Source organism: Collinsella sp. AM29-10AC (assembly GCF_003469085.1).
GTDB lineage: Bacteria > Actinomycetota > Coriobacteriia > Coriobacteriales > Coriobacteriaceae > Collinsella.
On record NZ_QSKB01000016.1, the window covers coordinates 1 to 24,369 of the forward strand.

Below are 24,369 nucleotides of genomic sequence, written 5' to 3' on the forward strand. Positions count from 1 at the left end.
CGCCATTGGTGAGCTTGATTGACCACTTTGTGCCGACATCCATCGCGGCCTTCACCTTAGAATATGCGGGAGACGCCTCGCCCTTCGCGGCGATGTCCTCGGCCACGGCCTTCTGCTCACCGAGCGTCCAGTCCTTCGCGTCCTTGGCGACGGCCGCCTGGACGGTCGCGGAAGCGGCACCGGTGGAGCCTCCGCCGGATGCGCCACCGCTCTCGGTGCCAGCGCTTGTCCCGCTGTTCACCGTATTGCCGGCCAGGTTGAACTGGTTGCGGATGGCGCCGGCAACGCCCTGGCCTGCGAACACGATAACCAGGCCGATAATCGCGATTAGCAGAACATACTCGATGATTGACTGGCCTCTGAGGCGGGTCGTCTTAGGAGCGACCCCCCCCCGAGGCGAAAATGCCGCTGCATGCATATGCGGCTCCCTTCGCTCAGGGTTGGTAGATACGAGCCAAGGGTAGGGGTGGCGTAGGTTTTTGGGGTGGTCTTGCCGCTGCGGCACTCCAAGCAGCTCGGTACCTCACTTAGAACAGCAAACGGGACGCCTTTCTTGGCGTCCCGCAGTACAGCAACTTGTTATTATTCTCATCCCACCAAGGCTCTCTGAAGCAGCGCCACGCAGGTCGCTTCTTCTCACTCACCCACGAAAAAAGCCGTGCCAGATGAAATCACCCGGCACGGCGCCCCAAACACGATGGAGGGCGAGACAGGAAAGCTCTAGAGCATAACCCTCCATCTGCCCGAGTATCCCAAACGGCGAGAGGTGGCAACCCCTCGTGCCGCAAAGGCACACCTCAACGCTCCAAGGCAACTTCCACCTCATCCGCCTCAGCTTGGTCCCCATACACCTCTGCCAGTTCATCGAGCGAGACCGACGGCCCGTCCTGCTCACGCACCGTAACTCCGCGACGTTCATCCATATCTTGGTCGGCGTTGAGCCTGATTCGTCTAGAGACCTCATCGCCTGTCACACAGCTGGGCAGCTGATCGATGCAGATGGCGAGCGCGATGAGATAGTTCGTGTCATGCTCATCCACGACCTCCTCGAAGACGTTGTAGGGGATCATGGTAGCGGCACCAGAGTCGGCGGCAAGTGCCTCGGCAAACCGTGCCGCATCGTGCGCATCCCCAAGCGACCCGCGCTCCTGAATCGCCCCACCGCACGACCAGATTCCCGCCTCGTCGCGACTCCAGATCGTCACCTGTAAATCCCACCCGCGAGCAAGCGAGGAATCTTCGACGGCGTGGCAATCGACGAAGATAGGGGAGCGCTCAGGCTGCTTCACGACCCATGCGGCGCTATGGTGTACGAGGTCTTCTTTAGCCTTTTCCAGAAAATAGGGCTGATGGTGGGTTCCCATGTCGACTCCTAACGCTCATCGCTCGAAAGTTCGCAGTCCGCACCGCGCTCGTCCCGGCAAACAGGTTCAACGCTTACAGACCTTCCGTCCTCACGCCCGAACTGTTCATACATGTCAGGCGTGATATAGATGCCGAAACGCTCGGCGAGTTCCTCCTCGATACCCAGACCAGCATGCTCCACACCCACCGCGCACACGCCATCGGGCAGATTGAGTTCTCCTTTGCCGGCATGCTTGACATCGATATCGCCCCACGCATGGCCGCGGTGAAAGGTGGTGAGCTGGAGCGTGTACCCCGGATGGGACGTACGTGAGAGCATGTGCGAGACCCCGCGGCCGCTCGACCAGCAATACGCATCCATGGCGCCGTTCACGAGTCTCGAGAGCATGGCCGTCTCCTTGACCGTGTTGCGGGCGATGATCTCATCCGCCGCTTCAAAATCCCCAGACTTATACGCCACGATAATGAGATCCCTGACGGGCTCGAAATCGATTGGGTGGATGTTGCCGAAATTATCCATGGGTTGACTCCAACAGTTAATCTAGATGCCTACATGCAGGAGCTCCATTGCGCGGTCGCGGTCGAATGAGGCGGTGAGCTTGCCGAAGCGCTCGATATAGCCGATATGCTCGAGCCTCTTCACCAAGCGGCGGAACGGTTCATATTGCACGCCCGCCTGGTTGGAGAGCTCACGGATGGTAACGCGCTGCCCGACCGATTTCTCGAGCGCATCGATTGCCGCCATGTAGAACTCGCGCTCCGAGGGCGTCAGCTTGAAATGGCATGGGTCGCAACGGTCCGAGATCTTATCGACGGCCGTATCGGCGCGGCGGTACGCCTCGGTCGTGATGTGTCTCCCCGAGGCCTTCTCGAGGAGTGCGGAAACCCTGAGCAGCTGCAGCGCGGTGAGGGGGAGGGAGAAGTCGCCGCCGGTCGCGCTGACGGAGCATTTCTTGACGATCAGCTTTGCGATTTCGGTGGACGGCACTAGATTGAAGGACGAGTAGCCGCCGTCCAGCAGGTAGAGCTTGGCGAGCATCTCGACAAGCTCATCGCGGCTGAGGGTTATCTCGCAGGAGCCTTTGGCTATCATCGGAACCTCCTAGGCGATTGCCACGTTGCCAGACGGATCGAACTCGATGAGCTTCTTGACCTTGAGGGAAGTCAAAATCGACTCGAACGTGGACTCGACCGGCGCGGTGTTGATGTTTTCCCGAAGCTCGGCGCGGCTGACGGTATGGTCCCTGTTCTCGTATAGGTAGAAGAGCACCTGCTGTTCGGTCCTCTCGAAGATGTTGTCCTGTTCGTTCATCTTGTCTCTTTTCTCAGACGGCTCTATTTGCGGAACAGGATACGGGCATACGCGCGAACGCCGCTTTCTTGCCGCAGCGGCACGCCTTCCGAAGGCGACGGAATCCCTATCGCTCCGTCAGCGGGGCCATATCGCCGAGATTGTCGCTCGCACAATACTCGTCCATGCGTTCCGCGATGTCGTCCAGCCCCTCTTCGAGCCTGAACCCCTCGGGGACATCGAGCGCACCGATGGAGCAGAGCTGGGTGATGGTCAAATCGAGATAGTCCCTGCCGCCGTCCTTTGACATTTCACCCAAAAGGGAAGGGGAGTTCTCAAGGTCGGGGTCCTTGATGGCCGCGTCGATGTTCCAATCGTTCGCCTCGATGCCCCTGCCCTCGAGAATGTCCGCCACGTCGCTGCGCGTCCATTTGACGGTGGCGTCCTCGATGATTTCCGGGTCGGCGATATCCCATGCGGCAGACAGGTCATCGACCTGCACGGCATCCCCCGACCACTCTCCGGTCTTGCCGTCATACCCATTCACGACTGCGAACGGCTCGTCTCCGCCGCAGAACAGAATCGCCGTCGAGCCGAACCTCACGAGCTCGACGTTTCCCTTCGGATCTGGTTTGATTCCGGTTTCCCGGATATCGATATCCATTTCGTCCCTCCTATAGTCAGGCTTTGACCCTTCCGCTACGCCCATACGCTTGCGTTGATTCGAGCTCGACGGCCTCCATGAGGTCGTCGAGCGACTCCATTCGCCCGTTGCCGCAGAAATCCCAACCGAAAATCGAGCAGATGTCCCGCTCGACGCCCGCGATATCGCCGCTCATCTCCGCCATGCGCACGATGAGGTTCTCAGCGGGCATCCCTCGCCGCATGCGCAGGCGCGACATCTCCCGGGCGAGCTCCGCATCTTCCATGGCGATGACCCTATCGCTCAGCGATTTGGATACGAACAGGACCCCGTATTTCCCGCCGCCGTGTGCCATGTGCGGGTTCTCGTCGAGGACCAGCTTGCCGTCTTCCACGACCAGCTCGAAATCCCGGGCATCGTCAACGAGGCGATAGCGCCCGCAGGCGAGATCGGACGCGAATTCGCCGACGCTGCGTGGCTGCGCCCTAGTGAAGGATTCGGTATCCGAGAACAGGTACTCGCAAAGGCCCGAGGCCGTATCCTCGAGGATCACGATGCGCCCCGTCGTGTCGATATCCTCGAGCATGGAGCAGACGTTATCGGTCGCGCTGGAATCGTAGAACTCCGCCTCGGACTCGAGGTCCCTGCCGAAGGCATCGCGGATGACGCCCCGCGCGAACCCGATATCCGAGCGCAGCTCGTCATAGACAGCCTTGTCTTCGCCAGCCGTCCGCCACGCGCTGTCCAGAATTTCATCGATAAGCCCGCCTGGAATCTCGACATCTGCAAAGTGCGAAGGGTCGGCGATTCGCGAGACGGCTTCGCGTGCCCAGCTCGCACCGATATCGTCGGCGAGCTCCTTGATTCGAGCAGGGCCGCTCGCCAAGACGACATGCCTGTCCGGTTGAGACGGGACCGCCGGCTCAGCTGCTTTGATCGCGATGGCCGCGAGGTTGCCGAGGTTGATTAGCCCATGGCTGCCTACCGCCTTTCCCAGAACCATCTCGTAGCTTTCCTCCTGGGGGATATCCCTCATCTCGCGAATCTTTTCAACAATCGAAAAAAGCCCGCTTGGGATGGCATAGATTCGCGCGGCTGCGGTGGCGCCGCCGTCACCTGACAAGATGAGCTGCCCGTTAGGCTCCGGGTAAAGGCGCTCCGAAGCCTCAACGCAACCGGAGATGAAGGCACCAGCGGCCGATCCGTTCCGTTCCACCGTCCACGAATCGCCTCGGCGGCAGAGAAGCGTCGCATCGGGTACCTTGAACCCTTCGAGAATGTCTATGGGTATTTCCCGCACCATCGCCGCTCCAGTCGAATTCGAGAATTACGCATACGTACATTCTGACTTTACGACCCCAAACGGCATCTAGCCCCCGCGGGGACAGAAATAGACCCGGACGGCCCGCCCGTCGGTCTCTAGAACTCGACGTCCTCGTCATAGAGATCGGGCTCTGGCCCCGCGATCACGAAGGGCCGGTCGCCCTGCCACGCATCCGCCTCGTCGCTCTTGGCGTCGCAGAGGTCATTCAGCGGCGCATCCTCGCCGCCGCCCTGCTGGTAGAACGCCAGAGCCGCGGCCTTGCTGCCCTGGCGTGTGGCCGCCCCATCGCGGTCCTCGAGCATCTTTTTGGCCTCCGCGGCGGCGGGGGACATTTCCGCACCTGAGGCAACTAGTTTTTCCTCGTAGTCGCGAGCGTTGAGCAGGCGTGCATCGTAGGCGTCCTCGATGCCGGCGACCAGGGCTCCCGCGCTGAACTCCCGAGGGCTACGGTAGTCATAGTCGAAGTTGTCGCGGGAATCCTCGCCGCTGACAGGATAGACGCGGACAGGCAATTCAGTTTGGAAGCTCGCCGTGAAGGGCTTACCGGACTGCGCATAGGGCAGCTGCCTGTCCGTGAGGAACTTGCTCACAATCATGCCGCCGAGGTCTTGGTTGCCGACCATGGTGTGGGGAGGCAGCTTGCACAGCAGGAAGTTCTTATCGGGGCCGTCCTCAACGGGAACGGTCTTGACCTTCATATCGCAGGGCGCGAAGGTGAGTCCCGTGTATTTGTAGCTCGCGGCACGGTGCGGCTCCGGCTTAGCGGCCTCCTTGCCCTGATAGGCCGCCGACACGGCAGCGGCCAAGTCACTCGGCATGATTGCCGTCTCGCCCTCGCCGGGATAGTCGATGCGTTGATTCTGCTCATCGTACTTGAAGAAATGTACATCGCGGTCGGAGCGGAAACCGTACTTGACCGCCTTTCCGGCATCCTTGTCCTGCTTCATGAACTCGCGGGCGGGCATGGAGACCTTCATGCCGGAAAGGTCCTTACCCCCGACAACGGTACCCTTCGGCATCGTCATGTTGATGCGCAGGCGCTCGTTGCCGTTGCGATCCGTATACGGCTTCACACGGACGTCCTTGTTCTCGAAGCTGATATTGATGTACTCGGGTTTCTTCGACTCGAATTCGTTTGCCATATCCTTCTCTGTATTCTTCTTATTCTTGTTCTCCTTGCCCTCATCCTGCCCGTGGGTTTCCACAGCCTTCGAATCGGCGGGTTCTGCCTCGCGAGCAGCCACCTCATCGCGGACGTCTTTGCGCCTGGATGCGGCATCGACTTCCGGCTGAACCAAGTCGCCTAGACTTATCGTCTTACCCGTAGGTTTCCTGACGGTCTCGATATGGATGCCGCCGTAGCCGTCCTCCAGGGCGCGGTCGACCATGCTCTCGAGTTTCATTCGCATTTCGCTTCCCTCGGGAAGGGACTTGATGGCCTCCTGCACGCTGATCGCCGCATTTTTGAAGCCAGCGATGACCTTCTCGCAATCGGGGGCGACGTCGACTTTCTCGACACTCTTTACGGGATGCTCCTTGCGGTCGAGTGCGACCTCGCCGCGGACGATGTCGATGATGTCGTGGTACCCGTAATCGAGCTGTCCGCTGATTCGCGGCCTGACCCCGCAATCCCTGAGAAAGGACCTGAACTGAGCAAGGGTATGCTCGGTAAGGCTGCCGCTGGGGACAAGCTCGTACTGGGCGGCGTCCAGCTCAAGCGCCGTCTCGATGGCGGCACGGTAGAAGGAGTCCTCGCGGTTGCCCTTATAGCTCCAGAAGCTATCGACTACAGGTCCGCAGACGATCACCGCATCCAGATCGGGGTCGATGGAGCGCTGGTTACGTTCGGCCTGCATGGACGCGAGCTCGACACAACTTTCGAGGGAGCCGTCCGTGAGCCGGATCGCCCGCTCATCGCCGCCCAATGCAGCGAGCTCCATCTCTCGGCGGCAGGACGGTACGGCGGCGGTACTGTAGCCCATCTCCGCAAGGGCGCCTGCGGTGAGATTGCCGAGCGTGTTGGTATTCGGGCCGTGCAGGTTGATGACCAAGGCCATGATGGCTCCCATCGTTCTCGCATTTCATATACGATTCAAAGTATGGGAGCCAATGGCCACCTGATGATCTATGGGACGGAAGTAGAAAGTGGGTCGCCCGTCTTTACCGGTAGTCTCCCGCGACACCAAAAAAGGGGCGCACCCGCAAATCGGCCGCGCCCCTTTTGCAATAAAGTCGAAACCTAGTAGTTCGCGAGATGTTCCGAGGCGTCGAGCATGGGAAGGCCGACGCCCTCCATGCCGTACCTCATCGATTCGGACACCTCGGTCTTCTCATCGCAAAGCGAATCAATGCTCTGCTCGCGTCCGACCGCCTTGTCGGGATCCATATACGGCTCGGTCGCCACGGACACGACCAGTTCGGCGAGCTCGCAATTCTGATCGATTGCGGCGGGCAGCTCAATTTCCTCGATATCGCCCTCGAACCCATCGGGACGGAAAGGCTCCAAGATAACCGAGTCATAATCCTCGGTATCGCGAGAATTGTTCGGGCGGTAGAAGTAGCAGGACTCGCCCTCGACCGTCACCGTTCCTTCGATGAAGTTGTCGTCGTTCGTGCAATCGATCTCGACTTGAATATCCGGCACGCCCGTGCGGATGCATTCCTCCGCCTGCGCCCGATTGGCGTTGAGGGTACGTTCCTCGGGTTCGATGCCGAAACGATCCGCCATCGTTTCGAGAAGCTCGGGGACTGACTGCGTGCTGATGACATCGCTGCCGGACAGGAGCATAGCCAGGCTGCCGAGGTCGACATCGTTGGAGCGGTCCCGCTCGGCAGAGTCGATAAAGGTCGGCTGAAAGGCGATGGGGTCGACAACAGGTCCGCTGTAGGGGATGTCAACTACGTTCTCGAATCCATGGAACAGATTCTCGTAGGCAAGCTCGGATGGGAAGACGTTGAAGACGCACGTGTCGCGGTCATGAAGACCGAGCGGGTCGTATTCAGTGGTCGTGACGAGGAGGTTGAACTCGGGAAAATAGCTCACCGTCTCACTCGACGTGAGCTTATCGAGTAGCTCCTTGGCGTCCGCCCCGACCGGACGCTCCGATATCTCGGAAAGCGGCTTGCCGTGCGACAGTTCAAAACTCTCCCGATTCGACATCAGGTGTTTTTGGTAATAAGAGGCGCGACGTACCATATCGGAAATGCTGCCGGCAGTGATGGTCGAACTCCACGAGAACAGGCGGGACAGCATATCGATTCGGCGGTCGTGGAAGGTGAATCCATCGGAATCCTGCTCGTATGAATCGATGATGGCGAGGGCCTTGCATTGCCCGCCCTCGAAAACCATATCGGATACATAGTCGCAGCCTTTGAAGAACTCACCGCTAGCGATCTCGTGGGTTTTGACGTTGAAGATGGCGGTCTGCCGTGTCTCCGGCTCTTCGCTCGGATCGAAACTGGAGGTGACTGCGAGAAGGTTGAACTCGGGGAAGAACGTCATGTTGTCGTCCTTGACGAGCATCTCGAGAAGCTGATCCTTGTCCTGGAAGCCATGGACTCTATACATAGCTACTCTCCGATTTCCGAATTGTCGTGATTGTTATATTCCTGGTCGCGATTGTCCGCATCGACATCCTGCGCAAGAGAGGCAACCTCGCAACGATCCTCGCACATATCGTCAAGGCTCTCGCCAAGCCCAACCACACTGTCGGCAAACTGCTGGCAAAACTCATGCGCCTCGCTAAGATCGGCGCAGAAACGACCGTTACCGCAGTCATGCCCATTGGTGAGAACCTTAGCATCGTAGCGTGCGCCCTGCTCATAGGCGAACGAATCCTTCTTGACCTCAGTAATCTGGAACTCGGTTTTCACGCCATCGTGATGCATGATGTATTCCTCGGCGGGCATATCGAGTGCCTTCTCGGCAAAACGCGGGCGGGAGCACATCTCGGGGTTGTCCCACAGGTCATGGATGAATGAGCTCTCATCTCCCTCTCGGTAGACGAACCCCATCGCCTCGATGCCATCCTTGGGAAGATGGAACCCGTCAACTGCTAGGTAATCCAAATAGAGGCGCCCGCCCTTGTCGGTCAGCTGGCGCATCTCCGCGCAGGCGTGTGCACCGAGGATTTCACAGATCGGGGCGTATCCGTCGGGAAGCGCACCGGTCAGGATCAGCGAACCGTTTTCATCCCAGATGCCATCGATTTTGCAGTCGGCGAAGATGTTGTCCCCGCTGGTATCGGACGGAGAGGTGTCCATCGCGTCAACGAAGTCCTCATAGACGGTGAATACGCAGGGCGTATCGCCATATCCATTGCGACCGCCCTTGACGAGAATCGGGTTTCCCCAGTTGTCGTTGATGAACTCAGATTGACCGATGCGGTCGGTATCGAAGAAATTATCGAGCTGATTGACCACTTCAAGGTAGCTATCGCCGACTCTTCCGATCATCCTATCGAAAACGATGCGCTGCTTGGGCTCAATCTCGGCATGCTTCTCGATGGCACGGTCGTTTTCCACATCGAAGCCCATCTTCTCGAGGGCTGATGCGATGTATTTACATTCCGAAGCCTCATTGGCAAGTGTCGCGCAATATGTCTCGCTGCAAAGCTCAACGTTGAACAGATTGTCTAGCGCCGCGATTTCAGGATCCTTGAGTACTTGCTTCAGGGAGTCCATATTCTTCTCGCAAGCGTCCGTCAGCTTGTCTGCACGTGCGGTTGAGAGCCTGCGCCCGTTCTCCTTGAAAAACGTCGCCTGCACCTCCTTGGTGCTGGCGCCATTGGCGTACGCGTTATAGCTCTTGGCTGTGGCGTACGCCACCTCTGCGATACCGATCTTCTCCGCATCGGTATCGTTCCAGCTGGTACCGTTGAAATTCGAGAAGCAAAGTGTTGCCTTTTTATCACCGCGGCTCAAATTGACCTCGATGTCATTGCCATGGTTATGGGAGGAACAGTCCACCTCGTTGATGATCTCAAACGGGTCTTTCGCATCGACAAACAACTCGACATCGGAGCTGACGTCCATAAGCTCATATCGGCTGGCACCCTCGAGCCAATCGATGATATCGTCGATGTTGTCGCGGGCATCTTCGAGCAGGCTCTCGTTGCTGACGGCCTCGAGGTGCCCATATCCGTTGAAGCGGTAGCAGTCGGCATCCGACTCAACGTGGCGGCTCTCGCTGAGAGCGGTCTCCACGTCCCAGCCGCAGAGCTTAGCGGCTTCCTCCACGGAATCATACGTATCGAAATGGCCGTACTGGTTTGCGGTATCATACGCTTTCGCGCAGTCCAGCAAATCGCTATCGCTTGCCTCATTGAGCAGGTAGTCTTTCAAACCGATGCGGTTCATAGTTCCTCCAGACAGTCAGGGTGGTCACACTCGAATCATCGCGCTCGGCACAAGCTGGAAATCCCAACGGGACACAAGTAGCTCTCGTGATTGCGTAAACGACTTCTACATATGCGAACTAGATTTATAGCCGTATGTGCTACGAACCCTTCCTCATCCGCATATCCCCCTGCTTTTCCTCGTTCTTATCCTTCTTTTTATTTTTCTTCTTCTTATTCTTCTTATCCGTGTAGCTCGGTAGCGCCTTATGCGCCTACCGAGCTACACACCAAGCCGAACCGTCAACGGTTTGCGTCCCCACGCTCCCCAAGATCCTCTTCGGCATCAAGCGAAGCTTCTTCGGTCTTCGCACTAACAAGCTCATCGAGCGACTCAGTGGCCTCGGGCTGCGCCTCGAGCTCGGCAAGGGCATCATCGACCTTCAACTCAACCTCCAGAAGCGTGAGCATCGAAGGCATGGTGAGTGTCTCATCGCCGAAAACCTTCTCAACCGCCTCGCTGGGCACATCGAAGAGGTAGCCGTCCTCATCGCGGAGCGTATCGACACCGGCGGGAGCAAGTTCATGGAACGTCAGAAGGGTCGGCGGTTCGCTGAGGACCTTACACGCAAGGGCTCCGCCGCACTCACCCCAGTCTGCACCATCGCGTGTAAAGGGGTGCTCATCGGGGATTGTATCGGCATCGCTGAGAAGGAAATAATCCCGTTCCCCCTCGGCACCGTACATGCGCTGCACGGCGAAAAACACCTGGCACTCCGAAGGTCGCTTTCCCCGATCGTCCATGGGAAACATAATGTCATCCAATGCAGCGAAGCATGCATCGATGATGGCATGCTGAACTGTCTCATCGTCCTCCGGATATTTGCTTCGAATCTCACCCCCGAAGGGCATGAAATCGTCCATCTTGTTCTCAATCTGACTCATAGCAGGTCCTTTCAAAGCGGTTTACCGCTTCCATACTCGATGTTTGCCGTCCACTGGCGCAGCAACGGGACAGAAGTAGCCCCACACCGCCAAGGCACCCAACTGCCTACTCGCCCTCTGTGAGCTTGCTTGGCATGATCGTCAGCAGTACCGCGCCGCCGCATTTGAATTTGATTTTCACGGGTGCCTGCAGGTTGTCGATATTCCAGATGGCAATCCCGCACGCAGTCTGCCCCGGTTCGACCTCGACCGACTCGGGGTTCCGATAGTTGCCCTCATCATCGTACAAAGCCCCGAATTGCAGGGTATCTCCATTTTGCGACGCAGACAGCATATCGATTGGCGAGATGATCATCTTGGTGTCTGAATTGTTCGTCAGCAGCAGGTCGCAGACGAGTACCTTCTGCACTCCGAGAGAACCGGACGAGGTTCCCGTCTCCGTTGAGGAATTGACCTCCCAAGACCCGCGTCCCAGGCGATATCCGACAACGCTGATATTCACCGAGGAATCGCCCAGTTCCGCACTCGCAGATTGAATGGTGTTTGATTGACCGCTCTGTATGCTTGCTCCGCAGCCAGCGAGACCCGCACCAAAACCGAAAACGGCGACAGCCGTCATTGCGGAAACGATAATTCGCTTCATGTCTTCATCCTGTCTATCTCGAAAGCCGCTTGGGGTACGGCCTATGACACAATGATAGCACGGCGATAAATTGCAGAAAGATTATCGGCTCGCCGTCGGAAATGCCCACAAGATCTATCGCTAGGCGAAGTAGGTGAGAACCAAGCCGAGAACCAGACCCGTCAGGTTGCAGACACAATGCGCGATGATGCTCGAGCTGATCCCGTCGCGCTGACTGAGACCGCCCAAGACCAAGGCGCAGACAAGGGCATATGCCGACTGCACGACATTGAAATGGAAGCAGGCGAACAGCACGGCTTGGATGAGGTTCGCAACCCAGAACGGCAAGCCGCACCGCTCCAATGCCGCCAGCGAGACGCCGCGAAAGCACAGCTCCTCCGCAACCGGATCGATAACGCAAAGCCGTAGCAGATAGGGGAGTGTGATGGCGACCGTCGCCGCGGTATCGATTTTAGAGACTATCGCGATAGTGCCGATTGAGACGGCTTGCAGCAAGACCCCGGCACTGACTGCGGAAAGCGCGGCAACCACCCCGAGGCGGCTGAATCCAAGACCGAAGAACCGATACAGCCAGGCCATGGCCGCAAGTGCGACCAGCGATGAGATGACATGCGCGGCATCTTCGGGCAGACCCACCGAAAGGGTTATCAACCCCGCGCCAAGAAGCGAGACACCGAACAGCGCGGGCGCGATGAAGACAATGCGCAGGGGGATACCATTACCTTCGGACTCGACTTCGACTTGGTTCACGCGAGCCCCCTCGCAAGCAGACGCCTACCGATGGCACGGCCGCCTTTCACGCAGGCGATGATACCGCCCGCTGCGAGCGCCGCAGTTGCAGCAAGTGCGACGACCCCGAGGGCCACGGTACCGGCATCAATTACAACCTCATCCTCAAGGGCTTTCTGCGCGATATAGCCCGAAAACCCGATAGACCCCAGGCATGAGAGCCCCGCCGCAAGCGCATCGCGCTCCGTACCATCCCACGTTTCAGTGCGGGGCTGGACGGAGAACAGGAACCCGTTCGCCAAATTGGCGAAGTCACCGACCTCAAGACCATTGGTCTCGAACAGGGGGCGGACGAGCCGAAACGCCTCGCCGTTATCTACATGTCTGCCGCAATCGGGCTTCCTGAGCACGATTACCGTGACCTCATTCGCTCTACCCATTGTACCCCTCGTGTCGCGACACCCTAATTCACCGTTCATTTCCGTTTCCCCTTCTCGTCGAACACGAACTCGATCTTGCCCGATTTGTCCGCAGCCAGCCTGAGCTTCGCACTGAATTCCTTACCGGTTTTCGACTTGAACCCCGAGATCTTCCCGGTTGTACCGCCCTCGAGCAGCTTTCCGAGCTGAGCCGCCGTCAGCTTCTTGCCCGCGACCGTCTTCCAGATGGTGAACCCGCATCCCTCGGTCTGGACCCAACTGCCGCCCTTATCGCGCTTGCCTTTGTTGGACGAGCAGCTGCACGCCTTCGCACCGGAACCTCGGTCGATGACGTCTGCACCGCATCGCGGGCATTTCCCGACGACCTTGGACCCAACGGGTCCCAAGCTGCCGAGCTTCTCGCCGTTTTTCTTCATGACCTCGATATCGTGGACAACCATATCGGTCACGGAGTTCACCACATCGTCCGCATCCAGCTCGAACCTGCCGACAGCCTCCATCTGGTTGAAGAGCCTCTCGGTGGCTTCAGGCGACGCTATCTGACACCCTCCGAGCAATTTGTAGGACACCGCGCCGCAGTCGGTGAGGGACAACGTTCCCTTCTTCTCCCTCATGAGGGCGCGGTCCTCGTCCTTGGTGATCTCGGCGAGCGTGCTGGTTCGCGTGGCGCCCGTGCCTACGTTGTACTTCTCGAGGCGCTTCGTGAGCCATTTCATGGTTGGCTTCTGCGGGCGCTTGTTGGCTCCCTCGAAACAGAAAGGCGTGGCAATCTTGCCGAATTCGGCGGTATTCTCCTTCTCGGCACCCTCCTGGGCTTCCTCCTGCGATGCATCGGAATCGAAAATCGCCTTGAAACCCCGCGACAGCGGTATCTGCGTCGAGCCCGTGAACTCGGGAAATTCCTTCACGTGCGCCTTCACGAGCTCATACTCATAGTCCTCCGCGAGCATCGACAGGTAGTTCTTGGCGAGCACGACGTAGATATCGCGGGCGCACTTGCCATATGCATCGAGCGCGGCGAGGGCAGTGGGAACGTTCAGTCCGGGTCGGTTGGCTCCGTGTGCACCGCCCTCCTTGACATGCGTCTTGCGGACGGTCCTGTGGGAGCAGATAGCGGGATCGACCCCGACGACCCCGCAGATCCTGTCAACGAGGGGCAACAGCTCATTGAACTGCTCGGGCGTGATCTGCTTGTCCTCGGTGCGCGGGTAGCTGACCACTTGGTCCTCATACATTTTCTGGTAGCAGGCCAAGACATCGGCGGGCTTGTGTCCGCGGCGGGCGAGGATGCCCGATAGCCCTGCGAGGTCGAGCAGCTTGCCGGGTGCGGTATGCTTCTTCGCCCTCGAGTCCTCGACCACGGCCGACTCATGGAGGACATTCAGGTCGACCTTGTCGGCGCTGTCGTGACGCCACGTGTCCCCGTCCTCATAGGTACGTGCGAAGACGTTCCCGTTCTCGTCGCGGAAACGCGCCTCGAAGAACGGCTTCTTGACATAGCCGTTGTACGCCTCGAGCTGGTCGCCCGTGAGCTTCACCATGACGGATTTCAGGCGCCCCTCGCGCACGACCGTGCGAAACCCGTGGTCGCGGGCGATGCAGGTCGCGGCACGCACGAACTGCATAGATGCGAGGTCCCACCGCTCACGCACGTGGGCCTTGACAAAGTCTCCGTCCTCCTCCATGGCCGCGAGCATCTTACGGCCCTTGAAGGCCTTCTGGACGCTCGTGGGAGCCTCGTCGGTGAAGTACATGCGGCTCGTCTTGCCGTGCCAGCCGCACTTCTCGAGCGCCTCCCATGCCAAAAGCTCACCCTCGCCGGAAGGGTCCACATCGGTCGCGATGCAGACCTCGTCCACACCCGTAAGCTCCCGCTTCAACTCGGAAATGACATCAGAGCAGCCCTTGAGCACGCCCTTCTTCCATGCGAATTGCCCGAGGTCCCAGGGCAGCCCTTCCAGCGACCATTTCTGCATGGCTTCGGACTGCTCGGCAGGCACCTGCTTGTCGGGCGGGAGCAGCCCCATGACGTGTCCTCTAAGGGCGCAGATTTTATACTGCACGCCGGCATAGGAGCCGGAGGTCCCGCTGAGCGCCTTTGCGAAGTTGCGCTTAGCACTCGGCTTCTCTGCGAGTATGAGAATCATTGCGGCTCCTTTCACGGGAGGGGAGGGTAGTAACTGGACTCTTCTTTTTACAGGCGCAATCGATATCTCGCGCTTTCAGCACGGCTCGGAGCATCGGCCCCTCATCGCTTCCCATGAGCCAGTCGCAGGGTACCCCCAGTGCCAGCGACAGGCGCAGGATGCATTCGTAGTTCGGCAAGCGCGTCCCCGACAGGTACTTCTTGAAGGAGTCCTTGCTGATGCCGCAGACGCGGCCGAGCTGATACAGGTTTTCGTAACCGCACGCCTCGGCGGCCCTGCGCAGGCGCACCTTGAAGCGGGCCTTGCGCAGGGCAACCGTGCGGTCGGTATCGGGATCGACCGCAACCATGGCTATCAGCCGCCGAGAGCGGCGCGGGCGAGCTGCGTCGATTTAGCAAGGGTCATGGCAACTACGCCACAGCAGGCGATGATTTTGACGAGCGTGTGGGCGACGTTCCCGATGCCGCTCAGGCCGGTTCCGATATCGCCGACAACCGATACGACCAGATAGGGGAACATATAGAGGACCACGACCATTACGACGCCGGCGAGACACAGCGCGAGGAACTGTCGAAGGTATCCCCATCCCCAGCTGCGGGTCTCATCGAATCCCATGAGGGCGAACGGGATGGGTGCGAACATGGCGGTAAGGTAGATCTCGATGGCGCGACCGATCATCATGGCGTACGAGATAATCAGGGTGAACTGTGCGACTATATAGGCAATGGCGACTTCGAGCAGGATGACCAGGCTTTCGATGATATTGCCGTCTTCGGGGAAGACGATAAGGTTGTCCTTGCTCCACCAGTCGGTACCGGCATTGGCTCCAAGCGAGCTGGCGGACGTGCTGGCGGTCTTGATGATTTCCAAGACGATGGAGTATAGGTCTTTGACGATTCCGACGCCGTTGCGGACCATGTACATCATGACGGCGCACCAGACGAACAGTGCGACGACCTCGCGGACCGAGGGCATCATGCCGCCGCCTTGATCCATCTTCTTGGCAATCTTGAGGAGCTGGAGCAGCATGCCCATGGCGAGAAGGGTGGCGGCAACTGGTTTGATGGCGCTGTCGGACACGTTGGTGACCAGGGCGGCGAGGTTAATTTTTCCGCTCGTATTTCCCAAGAGATGGTCAAAGTCGCAGAGCAAGTCAGACGCCGAGACGCAATTCTTTATATCGCCCAACGTGCATTTGAGCATGAGGTTGGCAATGGGTTGGACTAAGGTTCCGTTGAGGAACTTCATGATGCCCTGACCGATGGCCTCGGTCCAAGAGCCGATCATTTCCCCGACCTTGTTGACCAAGTCATCCAAGCCGAAAGCCGCGGCGCAATGCGGGGTCAGAAGCATGAACAGCAGCATGATTCCGAGCGCCAGCGCGAAAGACGCGCCCGCACGTCCGGCCGATGGGGACTTGATGCCATCGAGCTTGCACTCAACAGACTTTACGGCCGCAACGAGGTGATGTTTCGCCTTGTTGAGGATGCCTTCATTGCGGGCGTAATCGAGGGCTTCAACCCTGATGGCGGCTACGTCCATCATTGGACATCGACCTCCTCGAACTCATGGGTGTCGGTGTGGTAGATGACGAGAATGCTCGGCAGGGAATCCTCGGCTGCGTTCGTGGCGTTCTTGATGCCAAACGTCAGGGTGCGGGTGGACTCGTTGAAGTTCTCGATGACCGTGCCGTCCCACGTCAGCTCGGTCGTGGTGGAATGGTTTGCGAGCAGGTATTCGATAACGGAGCGCTTGAACTCCTTGATGCGGCCGTCGATGGCCTTTTTGAAGTTATCGCCCTCGATGCCGTTGAATTTGGCGCTCTCGGCGCAACGGTTGTTCGAATAGCCGTTCTCATTGTGGAACATATCGCACTTGAGCTCGAAATAGGTGTCGTTGCCCTCGCCGGTGAGTGCAGCGGGATCGACCCTGCTGAGGGTCATGATGTGGTCGTTGCCGGACGCGTCGATTACGGAGAAGACCACCCAGCTTAAAGCTCCCGTCTGGTCGCCGGCGATGGTATCCACCGCCGTGATTGCAAAGGTCTGGACCTGCTTTTTGGTCTTCTTGACCGAGCCCTTGGACTCTCCGTAAGACTCGATGATGATGCCGTCCTTGATCGTCATCGAACCGCTGCCGTCATTTGCCGCCCATTTCGAATTCTCGATCTGCTCGACGATTTGCTTGGTAGCCTGGTCGTAGTCTTTGATGGCGGAGCGCTGGCGTTCGGTCAGCTCGGTTTTGGAATCGCCGGCATCCCCCTTATGAGATGGCTGCTCGCTTTTCTGCTCCAACTGCCCGTGCGCATCGGCTGGGGCGTCGTTCCCGCCGCCCTTCGCGACGCAAGACGTGATACCGTTCATCGCGATGAACAACACGATGCCCGCCGCGACCGCGACGACCGCCGTGTTGTTCTTGAGGAACTCCATGAATTTATCCATCCTGTCTCCTTCCCAGTCTGAGGTTTATTTCGAAATGTCGATTCCGCCGATCCAGCCCCACTTGCAGCCGGTGCCGGCGCCGTAGAATCTGATGAAGGTATCGAGCGATTTGACCGTGATGGGACCCTCGTTGCTCATGACCTTGTTGTTGCCGATGTAGATGCCGACGTGTCCGTACGTGAGTCCGGGAGCACCGGTACCCGGATGGGAGACATCGGCGATAATCATGCCCACCTTGAGCTCCGACCTATTGGAGCTATGGCACCAGGAGCGACACATATCGCAGGCGTTGCCGCCGAAATAGCCGACTCCCGCCGCGCGGAAGACATTGGTCACCCAGGCGGCACACCAGCCCTGTCCGGGAGATGGGGTGGCGTAAGCCATGTTGACGACGGTCTGCTGACGGGCCGATGCCCCCGCGATCTGCGGGGCGCCCGTGCCGCCGCCATGGTCACCATCGCCGTCTGACGGGTTCGTCAACAGCTCGTAATACCTGTCGGCTGCCTCATAGCGCACCTTCAGGCGGGGGATTCCAGCACCTTCCCAGCCGTAGCAGAATTGCCTGACGGCGTCCTTCAGGTCGGTGGAGGCCAAGAATGCCCGTTTGCTTCCAGAGACCAAGGTTCCACCGACGGGATCGAGCGAGCGGTTCTCGGAGCCATCTGGGCCGTGTTCGGACCTGATGGTATAGGCACGGCTCCAATATCCCCAGCTGTCGTGGTCCCAGAAGAAATCGAGCTGGACTTGGACCTCCGTCCAGGACTTGCCGACGGACTTTGCATAGTTCACGAGGTTCGTGTGGCGCCCGTTCGTCCACTGGCAAAGGCCGATGCCGTTGGCGTTCGTGCCGCCGCCTTCCTCCGAACCCGGGTTCATCCCACTCTCGGCATACATGTTGCCCATGATGGCGGCAATCTGCAGGTCATCGAGCCCCTTCTCCCTGAAGAACGATGCGACCTGCGATTCAACCTCGTTCATTCCCTGAACCTCCTGATCGGCGCTGCCGCCGGATAGCGCCAGCAAAAGGATTAGTACGGGGACGGCGGCGAGGATGAGCATCCCGAAAGTCGAGCCGCCGATAGCGGTCGCAAGGGAGCCGACTGCCCCGGCGAGAGCGGCGGCAAGTGACTTCAGGAGGGCTTGGAGCGCGGCGATGGCATGCTGTGCCGCCGCTTTAAGACCAGCTGTGACCTTGCCGATGAGCGCGGCCTTCTGCTCGGCCTCGACAGCCTCGCCCGCCGCAGCCTTAGCCCTGGCGATCGACATGGAGCGGCGCTGCATCGATTTCGAGAAAGCGACACGTTGCCCATCCTCAGCCGCCCGCGCAGCCTTCTTCTCGGCCTGCGACATGAGCTGCGACTTGCTGCCGCCCTTGGCTTTGGCTCGGGCAGCCTTGAAGTCCCGAGCCTTGCCGCGGACATAGCGGCCGGCGCGTACCGCCTCGTCCGCCTTCTCGATCCCGTCGAGACTGCCCTCCTCATCGAACGCGAAGACCGCCGACTTGGCGGCTTCGGCGGACGAGGAGAAGAAGCCCCGCGCCCCGGCTTGCTTTCCGGCGGCCCTACTGGCCCTGATTGAACGGCCGGCGGCGACCGCGGCGCGGGCAGTGGAGCGGACGGCCGTGCCGGACACGGAATCGTCCCCGATGGATGCGGAGGCTGAATTCACTAACGCGTTTGCCGCAGCGGATTTGAATTTCGCGGCGGTCTTGGCGCGTTGCTCGGCTTTGGTGATAAATGCCGAGGCTTCCCTGTGGGCCGCAACCATATCATCGGAGGCCGCCCGAACGTGCTCCTTCTCGGCGACCACCTTTCGCGCGGCAGCACGGACGCTATCGGGGGCATCGGCGACATTGGAAACGGTACCCGTCACATCGCCATGGTTGTCCCCACTGTGGGGCTTACCGATACGCTGGGCGGTTCCACCCGCGCCCCCGCGCTCCGCCTGGTTCATGAATCCGAAGTCACGGGAATCGGATACCCCGGCTCGCTCGATCCCGTCGGCGGTCGTTCCGAGCCCGTCCTTGAAGCCCTCGGCTCTCAATGCGGAATCGGAAAATGCGGATGCCTGGACGCCCGAGTTCCATCCCGAGGCGTCGAGCGTCTCCAAAGCATCCTTCTCGGCTGCAGCAAAGTCCTGCTTAGCCTGCGAATAGGCGGCCCTCGAGTTATCCAGGTTTTCCTGAATCTTCTTGCTGAGGTGTACGTCGCTCGCTTTGCCGCCGGTAAACATATCGGCAGATGCCCACGATGCGGATGGACCCTGATGCGAGCCGAAACCGATTGCCTCCGATACGGCTTCGGTTTTTTCCTCCGCGCCGCCAGTGTCGGCGGCCACAGGGGAGGCGCCGCCAAAGGGTTGCTGACCTCCCTGCATAGGCGCCGAACTCTGCCCCGCACCGCTCGCGGGCTGGGAAAATCCCGCCCCGCCCGCATCATACGCGCTGGAGAAGGCATCGCGTGAATCGGCTTGCACGGACACGGCAGCGCCCTCGATGAAATCTCGGGAGCCGGCGATGCCGGCCGCATCGATGCCATCGAAAGATGTCATCATGTTTCGCCGCACGGCGGCGGCACGGTCGGAACCGCCCGCAAATGGGGTGGCAGTACCTTGCTGCTCCATGCGGGAGGTAAAGGCGCTGGGAACCTGTTGGATTGGCTGTGCGGCAGTCGGGGTGGCAGGACCCTGGGATGCCGCAGCAACGAAGCCCTGTTCCACGCCGCTTGTTTGCTGGCTAGGCCCCATCACGCCGGCGCTATAGGCGCTGGGGACAGCATCGCGGCTAACGGTCGATACCGCGCCGGGCGTGCTGGCCGCATCGGCGCTAGCGGAATATCCAGAACTGACCGCATCGACATGGCGGGAGAAGTCTGCGCCAACCCCCGCTGTGCGTTGCAAAGCATCGTCATATGCCGCCGCAGCCTGCTGCTGGCGCTCTGCCGCAGAGGACATGCTCGCCGTGCTGCCATCTTTCAGGTTAGACGAGGAACTTGCGTTTCCATATTTGGAATCGTCTGGCAAGATGTCCTCCTTCCAAAATCATTTGGGTTACGGTCTCGAAGTATCGACCCGGCACCCGGCAATAGACGGGCAGTTGCCGCTGCGGCAACTGCCCGTCTCCATATTTGGCTACACGTCCGAGCCGCTCTTAGAACTCTGGGAACCCTGCTTCGGCTCGTTGCGCTTCTTCTTGCGGCCGCGCACGCGCTTGCGGCGGCGGAACTCGTCCTGCGGGGCGACATTCTCGGCCGTACCGCCGTGCTTTGCCGCATCGAGCGCCTCTCGCGCCTTCTTCTCGGCCCACTCGTTCGGGTCCGTGGAGAACAGCTCATAGAGGTGGTTATCGGTCGGGAACTCGCCCTTGATCGGCACGCGGGCCGACCCGAATACGAGAAGGCCCCAACCGCGAGGGGCGCCCTCGTCGATGCAGGCGACCTCGAGCGGCGACAGTCCCAAGGCGTCCGCCCAGTAGTCGCGATCCTCCTTGGACTGCTTGAGCAGCATGATGAAATCGGAGTTCTTGACGATCGCGTTGGCGTCCTGGTTGCGGATCATGGATTCGGTCGACTGCGTGATGCCCGTCAGGTACATGCCGAACTTACGGCACTCGTTTGCGAATCGGCGGAAATAGTTGAGTACCGAGGGGTACTTGAACAGCGACTCCATCTCCTCGATGTAGAGCCATGTCCTGCGTCCCTGGTCGAAGTTGCTGTACATGATGTTTCGCACCGTCTCGCAAAATGAGATGAGCGCGAAGACGAGCATCGAGTCCGGCACGTCCTTGAAGTTCAGACCGACGGTGCGGGCCGTGAGGTCGATATCGGTCTCGTGGTTGAAGAAATTGGAGTAGCCGCTCACGAAGCGCTCGTAGCGAAGGGCGATGTTCTGCGCCATCGGCTCGGGCTGGCGCTTCAGCTCCTCGTAGAAGTCCTCGAGGATGGGTTCGCGACCGCCCTCCACGTTGTATCGGCGGAAAATGTTCTCGACGCAGCGCTGGATGATGGAACGCTCCTCCTCGGAGAATACCGTCATAGTCTCATTGGCGGCGGCAGCCGCCTGCGCGATCATGGCATCGGCCTTGAAAGCCACCTGCGTGCCGAAATCCTCGGACTCGCGGCGCTTGTCCATGCCGAGCGGGTTCAGGTGGGCATCGAGTCCGACTCCGAAGGAGGCATAGGTGCCTCCCGCATGCTCGACCAGCAGCTTGTATTCGCCGGCACGGTCGAAGATGATAACTTGGTCGTCGGGCTTCGAGAGTAGCGTGCCCTCGATCTCGTTCTTGGCGAAGAATCCCTTGCCCGATCCCGTCTTGCCGGAGATGAAGCCGACGGGACTTGCCAGGTTGGCTCGGTTGCCGAACACGAGGTTGTTCGACAGTTTGTTCTGGTAGTACCAGCTACCGCCCTCCTGCTCGAGCTCCTGGGTGGCGAAAGGGACGAAGATGCACGCCTCCGACGTGGTGAACGGGCGGGAGATCTCGATGTGGTTGAGGCCGAGGGGCAGAATCGAGTTCAGACCCTGGCGCTGGCGGTACTCGAGGGTCTCCACCTGCACGCCCGCAGAAGACGCGACATCGAGAATTTGCAGTACCTGCTCGGTCAGCTTCTCGGGGGACTCCGCCCACGTGTAGATGAGGCCGGAGAACATGAAGAGGTGCTGCTGCTGCCCTTGGAGCTGCGTCAGCAGGTCCTCTGTCTCCTCGCGGGAGTATCGCAGCTCAGAGGGCAGGATCGAGTAGTCGTAGCCCTGCTGCACGGCCTTCTTCTGCTCCTCGATAGTCTCGGCATCGATCCACGCGCGGCGGGTCTTGACGAAGTTAATCGCCTTGGACTTCTCCATGGGCTGGAGATACCAAGTCACCTCTATGGGCATCGACATGTTCACGAGGTTCGCGACGACCGTATCCTCGAGGGGGGAGTCGTACTTGCGCATGACCAGCACCTGGCAGTACTTGTCATCGACCTTGAAGTACATGTTCGAACCATCGGGCTTGAAGTTGATGCTCATCGGCGCGATGAAGTCCTTCGAGCTGTCGGGACTGTAGATCGACAGGTCGCGCTCGTAGTCGAACGTGAACTTGCGGTCGGGGCGCAGCAGGGATTGAAGGACGGACAGGCGCTCGAGACCTGTCATCGGCGTGACATCGCAGCGGATCTGCTCGAAATTGCCCGTCAGGTCGGTGTTGATGCGCGAGAAGCGGGTTCGTGCCTCGATGGGGTTGTTCGCGTGGATACCGATGGTCATGTAGCGGGATCGCTTGATGTTCGAGACGCCCTCGGCGAGCTTGTCGGAGAGGACCTCGTTCATCGTCTCAGCATCCTCCTTGAGGACGTCGTTCGCCTGGCGCGACGGGTCGTAGAACTGGCGGTCGCGGATTTGGTCATGGCGCAGCGGCGTGTTGACGACGGAGAACTGCACCGTGGTGTCGGCGGGGAAATAGTTGTAGATATCGCACATCGCCGCGAGGATGGTCTTCTGGTCATCGTCGCGTGCATTCTGGTAGGTGATGTCGTCGAAGGACAGGGTCTCGGAATAGTAGCCCTCCTCGACCTCGCAGATGCCGTTCTCGAACATTCGGTTGTATCCGATGGCGTCGACGACGTTCTTGGCGTTATCGCGCACACGGCGCTGCTCGGCGGTGAGTTTGTCGCTCTTGGCGCTGCGCTCCTTGAGCTTCTTGGTCACCTCCGCAGCGCTTTTCGCCTGCGTTCGCTCCGCCTCCTTCGCCGCGGCGCGGGCATCGCGGATTTCACTGCGCTTGGCGGAGAGCTCGCGGTCGAGCTCCTTATGCACCTTCTTGACGTAGCGTTTGCGCTCACGCTTGCTCATCTTCGCAAACTCGGGGTCGAGTTCGAAACCGACCTCACCCGGGCGGCGGAGACCCTCGGCGAGCGTCTCCATGTTCTTGAAGCTCTCGTCCTTGTTAGCCATTAGTCGCTCCAAAATTCTTCAATCTGCCTCTTGTTGGGGTCTGTGGTGTTCATCGGTTCAAGCGGCCCGCCCGGTTCCCACATCTCCAGGCCGTTGGTCTTGTAGAGTTTCGTCAGCACCTTGCTGTTGGCCTTCTTGCGCTCGTCCGCATATGCCCGCTCGAGGGCATCTGCCTCGGCCTTGAATTCACCGCGCTTGCTGGCGCTCACGTAGACCAGGCACTGCTCGTTGAAGTTGTGCGCGAGCCACAGCGGCGCGAACTTCTCGAAGTTCATACCGTGGGGCGTATAGAAGCCGATGAGGGCGGCGGGAGCCGCGGCGAGCCATACGAGGTAGATGACGTCGTTGATGTCCACGTGGAACACGAACGTGCAGAGCAAGCCGAAAGCCAAGGCGCAGCCCACCGCCGCTCCGATACAGATGATCGTGCGTGCGGTGAGGCCGCCGATGACCTTGGGCTGATACTCGGTTACATCCTTGTGGACCGGTACCGACAGCACCCGCTTAGCCTCGCACCCAGCTGGTGTCGAGCGTACCGAAGTACAGGGCTGCGGCAGACACGATGACGCCGCCGATCAGCGTGCCGACGCCAGCGGCGATAGCAGCGCCGTTGCCCGAGGCGCCGTTGTGGACGTTGATGCCGATGGTGACGCCGCCCCAGACGACCATGATGGCGCCCAGCATCTGAATACCGCCCTTGAGCAGGGAGGTGATGTTGCCGAGGATGCCGCCGGCGGAATCGAGCTGGCCGAGCTGGACGGTGGCTACGGCAAGGGCGTGGTAAATCGGGTTCATGTGTATTCCTTTCAGGTGTATCGGTGCAGATGTGCTAAATCGACCAAGTAGCTTGAAAATGCCTTATTGGTCCAAATGCGCCGAATGTGTTATTATGCGTATGCGCCGATAAGGCGCCAGGGTGAAGAGGTTCGTGAGAACCGCTGTCATCTCCTGTCTAGCGCACCCATGAACTGTTTGGGGCCCGCAAGGGAATGCAGGTAGGTCGTTCGCGGCCGGGGTGCGCACCGCATGTCAAGGCGTCGGGCCGTCACGGGTCCGGCGCTTTTCTTTTTCAGGTGCTTCGGTAGACATGCGATCCTCCGTACCGGGTACAGGGCGGCGGCGTGCCGACCCAAT

At 59.7% G+C, this 24,369-nt stretch carries 22 protein-coding genes; all 22 read right to left on the reverse strand.

Annotation, left to right across the window (positions count from 1 at the left end):
- A partial coding sequence (locus DW754_RS06270; RefSeq protein ID WP_147338931.1) for a hypothetical protein occupies positions 1 to 418 on the reverse strand: 418 nt, incomplete at its 3' end.
- 379 nt (positions 419 to 797) lie between these two features.
- Entirely contained in the window at positions 798 to 1,364 is a 567-nt protein-coding gene (locus tag DW754_RS06275; protein ID WP_117758844.1) for a hypothetical protein, read from the reverse strand.
- Between the two features lie 8 nt (positions 1,365 to 1,372).
- Positions 1,373 to 1,885: a hypothetical protein gene (locus DW754_RS06280; RefSeq protein WP_117758845.1), complete on the reverse strand. Its 513-nt coding sequence runs from the start codon at positions 1,883 to 1,885 to the stop codon at positions 1,373 to 1,375.
- Between the two features lie 21 nt (positions 1,886 to 1,906).
- The gene (locus DW754_RS06285; RefSeq protein WP_117758846.1) at positions 1,907 to 2,458 is read right to left on the reverse strand and encodes a hypothetical protein; all 552 of its coding nucleotides are present in this window, start codon (positions 2,456 to 2,458) and stop codon (positions 1,907 to 1,909) included.
- Positions 2,459 to 2,467: 9 nt separating this feature from the next.
- Entirely contained in the window at positions 2,468 to 2,677 is a 210-nt protein-coding gene (locus DW754_RS06290; RefSeq protein WP_117758847.1) for a hypothetical protein, read from the reverse strand.
- 106 nt (positions 2,678 to 2,783) lie between these two features.
- Positions 2,784 to 3,320: a hypothetical protein gene (locus DW754_RS06295; RefSeq protein WP_117758848.1), complete on the reverse strand. Its 537-nt coding sequence runs from the start codon at positions 3,318 to 3,320 to the stop codon at positions 2,784 to 2,786.
- Positions 3,321 to 3,336: 16 nt separating this feature from the next.
- The gene (locus tag DW754_RS06300; protein ID WP_147336379.1) at positions 3,337 to 4,515 is read right to left on the reverse strand and encodes a hypothetical protein; all 1,179 of its coding nucleotides are present in this window, start codon (positions 4,513 to 4,515) and stop codon (positions 3,337 to 3,339) included.
- 203 nt (positions 4,516 to 4,718) lie between these two features.
- Complete coding sequence (locus tag DW754_RS06305; protein ID WP_117758850.1) at positions 4,719 to 6,680, reverse strand: hypothetical protein; 1,962 nt, start codon at positions 6,678 to 6,680, stop codon at positions 4,719 to 4,721.
- Positions 6,681 to 6,862: 182 nt separating this feature from the next.
- Positions 6,863 to 8,191, reverse strand: a complete 1,329-nt coding sequence (locus DW754_RS06310) for a hypothetical protein (protein WP_117758851.1) — start codon at positions 8,189 to 8,191, stop codon at positions 6,863 to 6,865.
- Positions 8,192 to 8,193: 2 nt separating this feature from the next.
- Positions 8,194 to 9,981 carry a hypothetical protein gene (locus tag DW754_RS06315; protein WP_117758852.1) on the reverse strand — a complete coding sequence of 596 codons (1,788 nt, stop codon included), beginning with the start codon at positions 9,979 to 9,981 and terminating at the stop codon, positions 8,194 to 8,196.
- A 281-nt stretch (positions 9,982 to 10,262) separates the two neighbouring features.
- Positions 10,263 to 10,904: a hypothetical protein gene (locus DW754_RS06320; protein ID WP_117758853.1), complete on the reverse strand. Its 642-nt coding sequence runs from the start codon at positions 10,902 to 10,904 to the stop codon at positions 10,263 to 10,265.
- 106 nt (positions 10,905 to 11,010) lie between these two features.
- The gene (locus DW754_RS06325) at positions 11,011 to 11,547 is read right to left on the reverse strand and encodes a DUF5067 domain-containing protein (RefSeq protein ID WP_117758854.1); all 537 of its coding nucleotides are present in this window, start codon (positions 11,545 to 11,547) and stop codon (positions 11,011 to 11,013) included.
- A 120-nt stretch (positions 11,548 to 11,667) separates the two neighbouring features.
- Positions 11,668 to 12,297, reverse strand: coding sequence for a CPBP family intramembrane glutamic endopeptidase (locus tag DW754_RS06330; RefSeq protein WP_117758855.1), 630 nt, complete (start codon positions 12,295 to 12,297; stop codon positions 11,668 to 11,670).
- Positions 12,294 to 12,716 carry a hypothetical protein gene (locus tag DW754_RS06335; RefSeq protein ID WP_147336380.1) on the reverse strand — a complete coding sequence of 141 codons (423 nt, stop codon included), beginning with the start codon at positions 12,714 to 12,716 and terminating at the stop codon, positions 12,294 to 12,296. The genes DW754_RS06330 and DW754_RS06335 overlap by 4 nt, the downstream gene beginning before the upstream one ends.
- A 35-nt stretch (positions 12,717 to 12,751) precedes the next feature.
- Positions 12,752 to 14,863 (reverse strand): DNA topoisomerase, encoded by a 2,112-nt coding sequence (locus DW754_RS06340; protein WP_117758857.1) that lies wholly within the window; start codon positions 14,861 to 14,863, stop codon positions 12,752 to 12,754.
- Positions 14,829 to 15,212: a helix-turn-helix domain-containing protein gene (locus tag DW754_RS06345; protein ID WP_117758858.1), complete on the reverse strand. Its 384-nt coding sequence runs from the start codon at positions 15,210 to 15,212 to the stop codon at positions 14,829 to 14,831. Before DW754_RS06345 ends, DW754_RS06340 begins: the two co-directional genes overlap by 35 nt.
- Before the next feature lie 5 nt (positions 15,213 to 15,217).
- Positions 15,218 to 16,408 (reverse strand): type IV secretion system protein, encoded by a 1,191-nt coding sequence (locus DW754_RS06350; RefSeq protein ID WP_117758859.1) that lies wholly within the window; start codon positions 16,406 to 16,408, stop codon positions 15,218 to 15,220.
- Positions 16,405 to 17,304: a hypothetical protein gene (locus DW754_RS06355; protein WP_117758860.1), complete on the reverse strand. Its 900-nt coding sequence runs from the start codon at positions 17,302 to 17,304 to the stop codon at positions 16,405 to 16,407. The genes DW754_RS06350 and DW754_RS06355 overlap by 4 nt, the downstream gene beginning before the upstream one ends.
- Positions 17,305 to 17,328: 24 nt before the next feature.
- Positions 17,329 to 20,325 carry a phage tail tip lysozyme gene (locus DW754_RS10945; protein ID WP_158567515.1) on the reverse strand — a complete coding sequence of 999 codons (2,997 nt, stop codon included), beginning with the start codon at positions 20,323 to 20,325 and terminating at the stop codon, positions 17,329 to 17,331.
- A 108-nt stretch (positions 20,326 to 20,433) separates the two neighbouring features.
- Entirely contained in the window at positions 20,434 to 23,235 is a 2,802-nt protein-coding gene (locus tag DW754_RS06365; RefSeq protein ID WP_117758861.1) for a VirB4-like conjugal transfer ATPase, CD1110 family, read from the reverse strand.
- Positions 23,235 to 23,735 carry a PrgI family protein gene (locus DW754_RS06370; protein ID WP_158561628.1) on the reverse strand — a complete coding sequence of 167 codons (501 nt, stop codon included), beginning with the start codon at positions 23,733 to 23,735 and terminating at the stop codon, positions 23,235 to 23,237. The genes DW754_RS06365 and DW754_RS06370 overlap by 1 nt, the downstream gene beginning before the upstream one ends.
- 4 nt (positions 23,736 to 23,739) lie before the next feature.
- Positions 23,740 to 24,030 (reverse strand): hypothetical protein, encoded by a 291-nt coding sequence (locus tag DW754_RS06375; RefSeq protein ID WP_117758863.1) that lies wholly within the window; start codon positions 24,028 to 24,030, stop codon positions 23,740 to 23,742.
- Positions 24,031 to 24,369: the final 339 nt, after the last annotated feature.